Source organism: Bacteroides sp. 43_46 (assembly GCF_001915455.1).
GTDB classification, from domain to species: Bacteria; Bacteroidota; Bacteroidia; order Bacteroidales; family Bacteroidaceae; genus Bacteroides; species Bacteroides caccae.
The window spans coordinates 44414-57373 of the sequence record NZ_MNQN01000044.1 but is presented as its reverse complement, the minus strand read 5'-3'; the positions used below and the strand labels follow the sequence as shown (position 1 = coordinate 57373).

The 12960-nt window shown below is 43.8% G+C and carries 11 protein-coding genes; 10 read left to right on the top strand and 1 reads right to left on the bottom strand.

The features are described 5' to 3' along the window. The first annotated feature begins 139 nt into the window (after positions 1-139). The 6 genes from mce (at position 140) to BHV72_RS04620 (ending at position 6284) form a co-directional block, all read left to right on the top strand. Positions 140-544 (top strand): methylmalonyl-CoA epimerase, encoded by a 405-nt coding sequence (gene mce / locus BHV72_RS04645; protein WP_002561104.1) that lies wholly within the window; start codon positions 140-142, stop codon positions 542-544. 29 nt (positions 545-573) lie between these two features. Further along, positions 574-2127: an acyl-CoA carboxylase subunit beta gene (locus tag BHV72_RS04640; RefSeq protein ID WP_005678404.1), complete on the top strand. Its 1554-nt coding sequence runs from the start codon at positions 574-576 to the stop codon at positions 2125-2127. A gap of 31 nt (positions 2128-2158) precedes the next feature. Then, on the top strand, positions 2159-3076 hold the full coding sequence (locus BHV72_RS04635) for an OadG family transporter subunit (RefSeq protein ID WP_005681618.1): 918 nt from the start codon (positions 2159-2161) through the stop codon (positions 3074-3076). Positions 3077-3100: 24 nt separating this feature from the next. Continuing rightward, positions 3101-3535, top strand: coding sequence for an acetyl-CoA carboxylase biotin carboxyl carrier protein (locus BHV72_RS04630; protein WP_005678402.1), 435 nt, complete (start codon positions 3101-3103; stop codon positions 3533-3535). 1 nt (position 3536) lies between these two features. Then, a complete protein-coding gene (locus tag BHV72_RS04625; protein ID WP_005678401.1) occupies positions 3537-4697 on the top strand; it encodes a sodium ion-translocating decarboxylase subunit beta in 1161 nt (386 codons plus the stop codon). A 252-nt stretch (positions 4698-4949) separates the two neighbouring features. After that, entirely contained in the window at positions 4950-6284 is a 1335-nt protein-coding gene (locus BHV72_RS04620) for a tetratricopeptide repeat protein (protein WP_005681619.1), read from the top strand. An 84-nt stretch (positions 6285-6368) separates the two neighbouring features. On the opposite strand, the gene BHV72_RS04615 is transcribed toward BHV72_RS04620, so the two are convergent. Further along, positions 6369-7373: a class II fructose-bisphosphate aldolase gene (locus tag BHV72_RS04615; protein WP_005678398.1), complete on the bottom strand. Its 1005-nt coding sequence runs from the start codon at positions 7371-7373 to the stop codon at positions 6369-6371. Between the two features lie 327 nt (positions 7374-7700). Here BHV72_RS04615 and BHV72_RS04610 point away from each other — a divergent pair, with 327 nt between their 5' ends. From BHV72_RS04610 to BHV72_RS04595, 4 genes are all read left to right on the top strand, one after another. Continuing rightward, complete coding sequence (locus tag BHV72_RS04610) at positions 7701-7955, top strand: type B 50S ribosomal protein L31 (protein ID WP_005678397.1); 255 nt, start codon at positions 7701-7703, stop codon at positions 7953-7955. Positions 7956-8149: 194 nt separating this feature from the next. Then, the gene (locus tag BHV72_RS04605; RefSeq protein ID WP_005678394.1) at positions 8150-8557 is read left to right on the top strand and encodes a hypothetical protein; all 408 of its coding nucleotides are present in this window, start codon (positions 8150-8152) and stop codon (positions 8555-8557) included. A gap of 305 nt (positions 8558-8862) precedes the next feature. Next, positions 8863-9918, top strand: coding sequence for an efflux RND transporter periplasmic adaptor subunit (locus tag BHV72_RS04600; RefSeq protein WP_022042391.1), 1056 nt, complete (start codon positions 8863-8865; stop codon positions 9916-9918). Next, a complete protein-coding gene (locus tag BHV72_RS04595; RefSeq protein ID WP_055171675.1) occupies positions 9915-12947 on the top strand; it encodes an efflux RND transporter permease subunit in 3033 nt (1010 codons plus the stop codon). The genes BHV72_RS04600 and BHV72_RS04595 overlap by 4 nt, the downstream gene beginning before the upstream one ends. The last annotated feature ends 13 nt before the right edge of the window (positions 12948-12960 follow it).

Below are 12960 nucleotides of genomic sequence, written 5' to 3'. Positions count from 1 at the left end.
TCCCTCCCTACCATTTTTTATACTTTATATCCCAATAATTAAATGCTGAAAAATTTCTTTATTAGGTAAGAATTGTCTTTCTTTGTGCTGTTTTATGCCGTATAAGCACATAATTAAAACCAAATAAAAAAGTATAGTTATGAAGATTTCACACATTGAACATCTGGGCATTGCTGTAAAAAGCATTGAAGAAGCCCTTCCTTACTACGAAAATGTATTAGGTCTGAAGTGTTACAACATTGAAACAGTAGAAGACCAGAAAGTAAGAACTGCTTTCTTGAAAGTAGGCGAAACCAAAATCGAACTGTTGGAGCCCACTTGCCCCGAGAGCACTATTGCTAAGTTCATTGAGAACAAAGGTGCAGGTGTTCATCACGTTGCATTTGCCGTGGAAGATGGTGTAGCCAATGCCTTGGCAGAAGCAGAAAGCAAGGAAATCCGCCTAATCGACAAAGCTCCGCGCAAAGGTGCCGAAGGTTTGAACATCGCTTTCCTTCACCCAAAATCAACTCTGGGTGTGTTGACAGAACTCTGCGAACATTAATCTATAAACTCTAAAACCAACAAGAACTCATGAGTAATCAACTTGAAAAAATTAAAGAGCTTATTGAACGCCGTGCCGTAGCACGTATCGGAGGCGGTGAAAAAGCAATTGCGAAGCAACACGAAAAAGGGAAATACACAGCGCGCGAGCGTCTGGCTATGTTGCTGGATGAAGGTAGTTTCGAAGAAATGGACATGTTCGTTGAGCACAGATGCACGAACTTCGGCATGGAAAAGAAACACTATCCGGGTGACGGTGTAGTGACCGGTTGCGGTACGATCGACGGACGTCTGGTGTATGTATTCGCTCAGGACTTCACTGTTTCCGCCGGTTCGTTGTCGGAAACCATGTCACAGAAAATTTGTAAAATCATGGATCAAGCTATGAAAATGGGTGCTCCATGTATCGGTATCAATGACTCGGGTGGTGCACGTATCCAAGAGGGAATCAACGCTTTGGCAGGTTACGCAGAAATCTTCCAACGCAATATTCTTGCATCCGGTGTGATCCCGCAGATATCAGGTATCTTTGGCCCTTGTGCCGGTGGTGCCGTTTATTCTCCGGCTCTGACAGACTTCACGCTGATGATGGAAGGTACTTCTTATATGTTCCTCACCGGACCGAAAGTTGTGAAAACCGTTACAGGTGAAGATGTAAGCCAGGAAAACCTCGGCGGCGCAAGCGTACACTCTACTAAATCGGGTGTGACTCACTTCACCGCTCAGACAGAAGAAGAAGGTCTGGCGCTGATTCGCAAGCTATTGAGCTATATTCCTCAAAATAATCTTGAAGAAGCTCCTTATGTGGATTGTGCAGATCCAATCGACCGTCTGGAAGATTCTTTGAACGATATTATCCCCGACAGCCCCAACAAACCATACGATATGTACGAAGTAATCGGTGCGATCGTAGACGGCGGCGAATTCCTCGAAATCCAAAAGGACTATGCAAAGAACATCATTATCGGTTTCGCACGTTTCAACGGTCAGTCCGTAGGTATCGTAGCCAACCAGCCGAAGTTCCTGGCAGGTGTACTAGATAGTAACGCTTCCCGCAAGGGCGCACGTTTCGTACGTTTCTGTGATGCCTTCAATATTCCTATCGTATCATTGGTAGACGTACCGGGATTCCTTCCGGGAACAGGTCAGGAGTATAACGGCGTTATCCTCCATGGCGCCAAATTGCTGTATGCTTATGGTGAAGCTACTGTACCTAAGGTAACTATCACTCTGCGTAAGTCTTACGGTGGCTCTCACATCGTGATGAGCTGTAAGCAACTCCGTGGTGATATGAACTACGCATGGCCGACAGCCGAAATTGCAGTAATGGGTGGTGCAGGTGCAGTAGAAGTGTTGTACGCACGCGAAGCAAAAGAACAGGAAAACCCGGCTCAGTTCCTTGCAGAAAAAGAAGCAGAATACACGAAACTGTTTGCCAATCCTTATAACGCAGCGAAATACGGGTACATTGACGATGTGATTGAACCGCGTAACACACGTTTCCGCGTTATCCGCGCTTTACAGCAGCTGCAGACTAAGAAGCTGACTAACCCGGCTAAGAAGCATGGCAATATTCCATTGTAATCCAACTTTTCACATTAAAACAAGAAAGATTATGAGCAAAACCAAAATTGGAATATTCCTTTCTTTGCTGTTACTGGTTGGACTGACCTCTTGCGGAGAGAAAAAGACAAACAGTAAGCTAATGCTGAACGAAGTCCTGATAGACAATCAAAGTAATTTTCAGGATGATTACGGACTGCACAGCGCATGGATCGAAGTATTCAACAAATCATACGGTAGCGCAGACTTGGCGGGATGTTTACTGAAAGTAAGCAATCAGCCGGGTGATACAGTTACCTATTTTATCCCTAAAGGTGATGTACTAACGTTAGTTAAACCCCGCCAGCATGCTCTATTCTGGGCGGATGGTGAACCTAACCGTGGTACCTTTCACACAAGTTGCAAATTGAACCCTGAGACTGCCAACTGGATTGGCTTATTCGATTCCGGCAAGAAGCTACTTGATCAGATTGTAGTACCGGCAGGAGTTCTGGGTCCTAACCAATCATACGCACGTATAAGTGACGGAGCGGCAAATTGGGAAGTAAAAGGTGGAAGTAGTGACAAATATGTGACTCCAAGTACGAATAACAAGACGCTCGACAGCAATGCTAAAATGGAGAAGTTCGAAGAACATGACTCTGTAGGTATCGGTATGTCTATCTCGGCGATGAGTGTGGTATTCTGCGGATTGATACTTCTTTATATCTCTTTCAAGATTGTAGGTAAAGTAGCCGTGAACTTGAGCAAACGCAATACGATGAAGTCAAAAGGTATCGACAAGGAAACAGCCAAAGAACTGTCACAAGCTCCGGGCGAAGTTTATGCCGCAATTTCTATGGCATTGCACGAAATGCAAGATGAGGTACACGACGTAGAAGAAACGGTACTGACTATCACTCGTGTGAAACGTAGCTATTCACCGTGGAGTTCGAAGATTTACACCTTGCGTGAAACTCCCAAAAAGTAAGTCAACCCTTAAAAAGATAAAACGATGAAAGAATATAAATACAAAATCAACGGTAACTCATATAAAGTGACCATTGGAGATATCGAAGACAATATCGCTCATGTAGAAGTGAACGGTACGCACTATAAAGTAGAAATGGAAAAACAGCCGAAGGCGGCACCTGCAAAACCGGTAGTACGCCCATTGCCGAACTCTCCGGCTGCTCCTACCACACCGGTAGTGAAACCGGCTGCACAGTCTACCGGAAAATCAGGTGTCAAATCTCCGCTACCGGGTGTTATACTCGACATAAAAGTGAACGTAGGCGACACAGTGAAGAAAGGACAAACCATTATTATATTGGAAGCCATGAAAATGGAAAACAATATCAATGCAGACAAAGACGGTAAGATTACCGCTATCAACGTAAACAAGGGAGATTCTGTCCTTGAAGGTAATGACCTCGTAATTATTGAATAATATGGGAGATTTTATAAACTTTTTAGGAAACAACCTTGCCGATTTCTGGACGTATACAGGATTTGCCAACGCAACAGGAGGACACGTCGTTATGCTCCTTATTGGCCTGTTCTTTATTTATCTGGCTATAGCCAAAGAATTCGAGCCAATGCTGCTGATTCCTATCGGATTCGGTATTCTGATCGGTAATATACCTTTCAACATGGATGCGGGACTGAAAGTCGGCATCTATGAAGAAGGTTCAGTATTGAACATATTGTATCAGGGAGTGACGTCCGGCTGGTATCCGCCGCTCATCTTTTTGGGTATCGGCGCCATGACCGACTTCTCTGCACTTATCTCTAACCCGAAGCTGATGCTAATCGGTGCAGCCGCACAATTTGGTATCTTCGGTGCTTACATGATTGCATTGGAAATGGGATTTGACCCGATGCAGGCCGGTGCTATCGGTATCATCGGTGGTGCAGACGGTCCGACGGCTATCTTCCTTTCATCCAAACTGGCCCCTAACTTAATGGGAGCTATTGCGGTGTCTGCCTATTCCTATATGGCGTTGGTCCCGGTGATACAGCCGCCTATCATGCGTCTGCTCACCACAAAACACGAACGTGTAATCCGCATGAAACCGCCGCGTGCTGTTTCTCACACAGAGAAAGTGATATTCCCGATTATCGGTTTGTTACTGACTTGCTTCCTGGTTCCTTCCGGTTTGCCTTTGTTGGGTATGCTGTTCTTCGGTAACTTGTTGAAAGAAAGTGGTGTAACACGCCGTTTGGCAAACACTGCCAGCGGTCCGCTGATTGATACGATTACTATCCTGTTAGGTCTTACAGTAGGTGCTTCTACGCAAGCGTCCGAGTTCCTCACTTTCGACTCTATCAAGATTTTCGCCCTCGGTGCTTTGTCATTCATCATTGCAACTGCATCCGGCGTACTGTTCGTTAAGCTCTTCAACCTCTTCTTGAAGAAGGACAACAAGATTAATCCGTTGATCGGTAATGCAGGTGTATCTGCTGTTCCCGACTCGGCACGTATCTCACAAGTTATCGGTTTGGAATACGATCCGACCAATTACCTGTTAATGCACGCTATGGGTCCGAACGTAGCAGGTGTAATCGGTTCGGCTGTTGCCGCCGGTATCCTGTTAGGATTCTTAATGTAGAGATAAGATGCCCTGCCGGATTTCTATTCGGCATGTCTTAAACTATAAAAGTAAAATTCTTCTCTACGAAAATGCCTCTTTCTGCGGAAAGGGGCATTTTTTATTGTTCTTCTTTTCTTTATGTCATATTCTCTGTTATGTTATCCTGTGTTATCGATACGTTAATCTATCTGAAACACATTACGAATATTTCGTAAGTACAATAATTTTAGTAACTTGCGCTTTATAAACGACACACTAAAATTACAATTTATGAAACGGATACTTCTACTACTCCTGCTCTGTTCCACCACCCTATTAATGGCACAGCAGACTGACCCTATCCAAGAGGCTATGGCAAGTTACGACTACGAAACGGCACTCTCGCTCATTGCACAAAAAAAGCCCGCCACTCCCCTATTGCTACAGAAAGGCAAAGCCCTGCGTAGCCTTGGACTGAACGCGGAAGCACTTTCCACCTATCAGGAAATCATAGGCAAGGATAGCACTAACACTCGCGCACTGATTGAGGCCGCCGAATGTTGCCGCACCCTTGCCAAATATAAGCAAGCATCAGCATATTATGAAAAAGTGCTCGACCTCACTCCGGAGAATAAATATGTACGCATACAGTATATCAACCTGCTTCTCGCCCAACAAAAGTTCCGCGAAGCATTGGGTGAAAGCAGCCTAATGACAGAAAAAGACAGTTCTGCTATCGCCCTGCATTTGCAAGCACAGAGTTTCGAAGGTATGAATGAACTTCTGCCTGCCGCGGGTTGCTACTACAATATTCAGGAAAAATATCCCGCCGACTATCTTGCCGCCGCCAAATTAGGGGCAATCAATATAGCAGCCTCTTACTATGACGAAGCAATAGAAGCAACAGAGAAATACCGGAAGATTGATACCACCAACATTGCCGTCAATCGCCAGAATGCTTTGGCGTACTGTCTAAAACAGGATTATCCAACTGCAATCCGCCGTTATCAGTACCTGGTAAACCAGGGAGACAGTACCTTCCATACCTGTTACTATCTCGGTATCAGTTATTATGCCATTGAAAGATATTATGAAGCACATGATTTTCTGGAAGCTGCCCGGAAATATGATCCGGAGAATGTAAACCTCCTCTATTACCTCGGACGTTCCTGTGCCAAGACTTCATGGAAGAAACAAGGAGTAGAGTATCTGGAACAAGCTATCAATTTGTCAATACCGAAAGACAGCAGCATGGTACGCCTTTATATAGGCATGACTGACTGTTATAAAATGGCGCAAATGTATAAAGAACAATTAGCGTCTATAAAAGAACGGTATCAGAAATACGACAGACAAAATCATAAATTACTATATGACATGGCACACCTTTCCTTTTTCGCCTTAAAAGACAGAAAAAGCACAGAACGCTACCTGGAAGCATTTCTAAAAACACGTCCCAAAGATGAGAAAGCAGAACAGGCGAAACTGAATGAAAAGGGAGAACTCGTTTTAGGAATAACCAATTATTATAACGCTGCTGACAACTGGCTGAAAGACCTGAAAAGCAAACAGAAAATAGAGGATTTCTTTCAGAATGGAAATCCTGAGACTACAAAGAAAGAATAAAATCAGCGTTTTACCACTAACTAAAAAGGCTGCCACCGTCAACCGGAAGCAGCCTTTCTTTTTATTTATGAAATAATCCGAAGATTACTGTGCCAACTTGTTGTCAGAACCGAGCACGTTAAGGATTTTGTGCTTATACAGTTTTTCCATGTTGTCGCGAGCCGGACCAAGATACTTACGTGGGTCAAATTCTGCCGGTTTTTCAGCAAAAGTCTTGCGGATAGCAGCAGTCATAGCCAGACGAGAGTCTGAGTCGATGTTGATTTTGCAAACTGCAGACTTAGCAGCCTTACGCAATTCTTCTTCAGGGATACCAATAGCAGCTTTCAAAGCACCACCGTATTTGTTGATCGTTTCAACTTCTTCTTCAGGAACTGAAGATGAACCGTGAAGAACGATAGGGAATCCCGGAAGTTTTTCCATAACAGCATCCAATACTTCGAAAGCCAACGGAGGAGGAACCATACGACCAGTAGCCGGATCGATGTGACACTGTTCCGGAGTAAATTTGTAAGCACCATGAGAAGTACCGATTGAGATAGCCAAAGAGTCGCAACCAGTGCGAGTAGCGAAATCAATTACTTCTTCAGGGTCAGTATATGTGTGGTGATCAGAAGAAACTTCGTCTTCAACACCTGCCAATACGCCAAGTTCGCCTTCTACAGTTACATCAAACTGGTGAGCGTAATCAACTACCTTCTTAGTCAGTGCTACGTTTTCTTCGTAAGGAAGATGAGAACCGTCAATCATCACTGAAGAAAAACCTGAGTCGATGCAAGATTTACAAGTTTCAAAAGTATCTCCGTGGTCAAGATGAAGAACGATTTCGGGATGTGCACAGCCTAATTCTTTAGCATATTCTACAGCACCCTGAGCCATGTAACGCAACAAAGTAGCGTTAGCATACTGACGAGCACCTTTAGAAACCTGAAGAATCACAGGAGATTTAGTTTCAACAGCAGCCTTGATGATAGCCTGCATCTGTTCCATATTGTTGAAGTTGAATGCTGGGATAGCATATCCACCTTTGATAGCCTTAGCAAACATTTCTTTTGTGTTTACCAATCCTAAATCTTTGTAATTTACCATTTTGTTTAAAGTTTATTGTTAGTGAATAAAAATTCTACGCAAAAGTAAGCATTATCCCCCGAATAACGAACATCGGAAAGGAAAATATAGCAGAAAAAGGTTTAAATAGAACCGTATTTTTTTAGCAGGAAGACACAATGACATTATATTGTAATGTCGAGCTAGCAATCAGTTTAATTTATCGTCATAGCATCAGAACAAGTTCAGTGCCCCCAAACAATACACAGTAAATCAGTAATTCGAAGCTATATATTATAAATTTTAAAAGAATTCACTATTTCTTACCAAAATAGTAACAGAATATAAATTAAAAAAACAGATACTGAAATGAAAAAAGGCCTTCATCCAGAATCATACCGTCCGGTAGTATTTAAAGATATGTCAAATGGTGACATGTTTTTATCTAAATCAACTGTAGCAACTAAAGAAACCATCGAATTCGAAGGTGAAACTTATCCGTTGCTGAAGATTGAAATCTCAAACACTTCTCACCCGTTCTATACTGGTAAATCTACATTGGTAGACACTGCAGGACGTGTTGATAAGTTCATGAGCCGTTACGGTGACCGTAAGAAGAAATAATTAGTCTTTCTTGTAAGATGAAAAAGAGGAGATTCCGAAAGGAATTTCCTCTTTTTCGTTTTGAGACATTACACTGGCAACAATATATCCGGAAGTTTTCAGGACTATCAGCCGAAAAATAAATAAAAGAAAAATGTCCGGATTCCGTTTATTACAAAATAAAGGAAGTACCTTTACAGAATTAATAAACAAAAATGGAAATAACTAACTTAAAACAAATGACAAAGGAGGAAGTTTTTAACCTTATCAGACAACGCCTTTCTTTTGGTGACGAATTGCAGCAACAATTAAGGCATGTGGACAAAGACAAATTTATGAAAGAGCATCGCAGATTCGAAATGTCGGGATTCGAAACCCAAACAGGATGGTGTACTGTTTTTAACAATGACATTTTAAACAAATTTGCCGACTTGGGCATTTATAACTATACTTCTTATCTTTTTCTTGACTTTTATATGGGTGTGCCAACCGTTTACCTCAAGTATTTCTCCGAAGATGAGAATTTGGAATACACTCTCGACGGATATACAACAACAGAAATCATATTTACGATTTTTGAATTGACTATCTTCTCAGGAAAACCGACAAGAAGACGGAAATAAAAATACTATTCTCATATCAACCCCACCCCTTTCAGCCTGTCTCTAGAGAACACATGAACTCTCCCCAAAACAGAGGCTCTGTTTGATGTAAACAGACGCTCCAACTGCCACAAACAGACACTCTATTTTCCTCAAACAGAGCCTCTATTTTACCGCACTCCCCAATAAAACAAATTAAGAATCCAACTTGTAGCGACAATCAACGAAAAGCACACAAATCCTGAACATAAACACTTGTAAGTTGTTTACTCTCTTTAAAAAAGAGAAACGAATCAACGCAAAAACTCTAAACATCAGTGTGCTGTATGAAAAAGAAATATGGATTTATGCTCGCAGTAGCCGTCCTATTAGCGGGCTGCGGACAAAAAAAAGAAACGAGTGTTATAACGGCCCGTCCGGTGAAAACCACGATTGTAGAGTCAAGATCGATCATCAGAAAAGATTTTTCGGGTATTGTAGAAGCCGTGGAGTATGTGAAGCTGGCATTCCGGGTCAGCGGACAAATCATCAACCTGCCTGTCATAGAAGGCGAGAAAGTAAAGAAGGGACAATTGATTGCAGCTATCGACCCCAGGGACATCGCCCTGCAATATGCCGCTACCAAATCGGCGTATGAGACGGCTGCCGCACAAGTGGAACGCAACAAGCGCCTCCTCTCCCGCCAAGCCATATCGGTTCAGGAATATGAAATCAGCCTGGCTAATTACCAGAAAGCGAAATCAGAATATGAGTTATCCGTCAATAATATGCGCGACACTAAATTGACGGCTCCCTTCGATGGTTCCATCGAAAAACGTCTTGTGGAAAATTATCAGCGTGTCAACTCGGGTGAAGGTATCGTGCAGTTGGTCAATACACACAATCTGCGCATCAAGTTTACAATTCCCGACGCTTACCTTTACCTGCTCCGCACCAAAGACCCGCGTTTTCTAGTAGAGTTCGACACATTCAAAGGACATGTTTTCCAGGCAAAGCTTGAAGAATATCTTGATATCTCGACAGACGGAACGGGGATTCCGGTCAGTATTACTATTGATGACCCGTCTTTCGACCGGGATTTATATGCAGTGAAACCGGGATTTACGTGCAGTATCCGTTTCACGGCAGATGTAGGCCCGTTGGTACAGGATAGTTGGACAATTATCCCGTTAAGCGCCGTGTTCGGTGAAAGCGAAGGAAAGAAGATGTACGTCTGGGTGGTGGAAGACAACAAGGTACACAAACGAGAAGTGACTGTTAACGCACCTACCGGAGAAGCACAGGTACTTATCTCCAAAGGGTTGAAACCGGAAGAGAAAATTGTTATTGCCGGAGTATATCAGTTAGTAGAAGGGGAAAACGTAAAAGATATAGAGAAATGAACTTAGCCAAATATTCATTAGACAACACGAAGATTATCTATTTCTTTCTTGCTGTGTTGCTTATCGGAGGGATTTCTTCCTTCGGAAAGCTAGGGAAGAAAGAAGATGCTCCCTTCGTCATCAAGTCAGCGGTTATCATGACCCGTTATCCGGGAGCCGAGCCGGCAGAAGTGGAACGTCTGATAACAGAGCCTATCTCTCGCGAAATACAAAGTATGAGTGGTGTGTACAAGATTAAATCGGAATCTATGTACGGGCTTTCCAAAATCACATTTGAATTGCAACCGTCACTATCGGCAAGTTCCATTCCGCAAAAGTGGGACGAGCTACGTAGGAAGGTACTCAATATACAACCGCAGTTGCCGAGTGGTGCATCTACGCCGACTGTGTCGGACGATTTCGGCGATGTATTCGGTATCTATTACGGTCTGACGGCCGATGATGGTTTCTCCTACGACGAGATGCGAAACTGGGCGGAACGGATTAAAACACAAGTCGTCACTGCCGACGGTGTGATGAAAGTGGCACTGTTCGGAGTACAGACAGAGGTAGTAAATATCTTCATCTCGACCAATAAACTGGTAGGCATGGGCATCGACCCGAAACAGCTCGCCAGCCTGCTGCAATCACAAAACCAGATTATCAACACCGGAGAAATCCGCGCAGGGGAACAACAGCTACGGGTAACTGCTAATGGTATGTATACGACCATAGATGATATCCGCAATCAGGTTATCACCACGAAAGCGGGACAGGTGAAGTTGGGAGATATTGCCGTTATCGAAAAGGGCTATCTCGATCCTCCTTCCAATATCATGCACGTAAACGGAAAACGTGCTATCGGTATCGGTGTCTCTACCGACCCGCAACGGGACGTAGTGCAGACAGGTGAAAACGTAAAAGCCAAACTGAGTGAACTACTCCCGCTTATGCCCGTAGGACTGGAATTGCAAAGTCTTTATCTGGAAAACGAAATAGCCAACGAAGCCAATAACGGATTTATCATCAATCTGATTGAGTCCATCTTAATTGTAATTGTGATTATCATGCTGGTAATGGGACTTCGTGCCGGTGTCCTGATTGGCTCATCGCTGATATTTTCTATCGGAGGTACACTACTTATCATGTCTTTCTTTGGTGTCGGACTGAATCGTACGTCGCTGGCGGGATTCATTATCGCAATGGGTATGCTGGTAGACAATGCCATTGTGGTGACGGATAATGCACAGATTGCCATTGCTCGTGGAGTAAACAGGCGAAAGGCATTGATAGACGGTGCCACAGGACCGCAATGGGGATTACTCGGAGCCACTTTCATTGCTATCTGTTCATTCCTGCCACTTTATCTGGCCCCGTCTTCGGTAGCGGAAATCGTGAAGCCGTTGTTTGTGGTACTCGCCATTTCGCTGGGATTGAGTTGGATACTTGCATTGACACAGACGACCGTATTCGGTAATTTTATCCTGAAAGCCAAGGCGAACGGCGATGCAAAAGACCCATATGACAAGCCTTTCTATCATAAGTTTGCTTCTATTCTCCGGACGCTGATCCGCCGCAAGGTGTTGACGCTGGGTTCTATGGTAGCACTTTTCATCATCTCACTCGTCATCATGGGGACGATGCCACAAAACTTTTTCCCTTCTTTGGACAAACCTTATTTCCGTGCAGACGTATTCTACCCGGACGGGTATAGTATCAACGATGTGGTGAAAGAGATGAAATCGGTGGAAGAACATTTGGTACAACAGCCGGAAGTAAAGAAAGTATCAATTACTTTCGGAAGCACACCATTGAGATATTATCTGGCATCTACTTCAGTAGGACCGAAACCGAACTTCGCCAATGTACTGGTAGAACTGACGGACAGTAAATATACGAAGGAATATGAGGAGAATTTCGACGGATATATGAAAGCGAATTATCCGAATGCGATTACCCGGACGAGCCTGTTCAAATTATCCCCTGCCGTAGACGCTGCTATTGAGATCGGTTTTATAGGGCCGAATACAGATACGCTTGTGGCACTAACCAACCAAGCGTTGGAGATTATGCACCGGAATCCGGATTTGATTAATATCCGCAATTCGTGGGGGAACAAGATTCCGGTATGGAAACCTGTGTATAGTCCGGAACGTGCACAACCGTTGGGAGTATCCCGACAGGGAATGGCACAAAGTATCCAGATTGGTACAACGGGAATGACGTTGGGAGAATACCGTCAGGGCGATCAGGTGCTCCCTATTCTGCTAAAGGATAATACGGTGGATTCGTTCCGTATCAATGACTTACGCACGCTTCCGGTGTTCGGCACGGGAAACGAGACAACAAGCCTGGAACAAGTAGTGTCGGATTTTGATTTTCAATACCGGTTCTCTAATGTGAAAGATTACAACCGACAAATGGTGATGATGGCACAATGTGACCCGCGCCGCGGAGTAAATGCGATTGCAGCCTTCAACCAAGTGTGGTCGCAGGTACAAAAGGAGATTAAAGTTCCGGAAGGATATACGATGAAATATTTCGGAGAACAGGAAAGCCAGGTAGAATCCAACGAAGCATTAGCCAAGAATCTTCCGTTGACGTTCTTTTTGATGTTTGTTACGCTACTGTTCCTATTCAAGACATATCGTAAACCGACAGTGATTTTGCTGATGTTACCGTTGATATTCATCGGTATCGTGTTAGGATTGCTATTACTTGGCAAATCATTCGACTTTTTCTCTATCCTCGGATTACTCGGATTAATCGGCATGAATATCAAGAATGCAATCGTACTTGTGGAACAGATTGATTTGGAAGCTAAGATGGGAAAGAAGCCGCTTGATGCGGTGGTTAGTGCCACAACGAGCCGTATCGTTCCTGTAGCAATGGCATCGGGGACAACGATTCTGGGTATGTTGCCGTTGCTGTTCGATGCGATGTTCGGCGGAATGGCAGCCACTATCATGGGAGGTTTGCTGGTAGCTTCGATACTGACACTGTTTGTGTTGCCGGTGGCTTATTGTGCCATTCAACGGATTAAGGATTAAATGGGAATTTACT

What these genes read in the sequence shown, in the direction of transcription:
- mce (WP_002561104.1), top strand. Translation starts at nt 140, where the DNA reads ATGAAGATTTCACACATTGAACATCTGGGCATTGCTGTAAAAAGCATT.
- BHV72_RS04640 (WP_005678404.1), top strand. Translation starts at nt 574, where the DNA reads ATGAGTAATCAACTTGAAAAAATTAAAGAGCTTATTGAACGCCGTGCC.
- BHV72_RS04635 (WP_005681618.1), top strand. Translation starts at nt 2,159, where the DNA reads ATGAGCAAAACCAAAATTGGAATATTCCTTTCTTTGCTGTTACTGGTT.
- BHV72_RS04630 (WP_005678402.1), top strand. Translation starts at nt 3,101, where the DNA reads ATGAAAGAATATAAATACAAAATCAACGGTAACTCATATAAAGTGACC.
- BHV72_RS04625 (WP_005678401.1), top strand. Translation starts at nt 3,537, where the DNA reads ATGGGAGATTTTATAAACTTTTTAGGAAACAACCTTGCCGATTTCTGG.
- BHV72_RS04620 (WP_005681619.1), top strand. Translation starts at nt 4,950, where the DNA reads ATGAAACGGATACTTCTACTACTCCTGCTCTGTTCCACCACCCTATTA.
- BHV72_RS04615 (WP_005678398.1), bottom strand. Translation starts at nt 7,373, where the DNA reads ATGGTAAATTACAAAGATTTAGGATTGGTAAACACAAAAGAAATGTTT.
- BHV72_RS04610 (WP_005678397.1), top strand. Translation starts at nt 7,701, where the DNA reads ATGAAAAAAGGCCTTCATCCAGAATCATACCGTCCGGTAGTATTTAAA.
- BHV72_RS04605 (WP_005678394.1), top strand. Translation starts at nt 8,150, where the DNA reads ATGGAAATAACTAACTTAAAACAAATGACAAAGGAGGAAGTTTTTAAC.
- BHV72_RS04600 (WP_022042391.1), top strand. Translation starts at nt 8,863, where the DNA reads ATGAAAAAGAAATATGGATTTATGCTCGCAGTAGCCGTCCTATTAGCG.
- BHV72_RS04595 (WP_055171675.1), top strand. Translation starts at nt 9,915, where the DNA reads ATGAACTTAGCCAAATATTCATTAGACAACACGAAGATTATCTATTTC.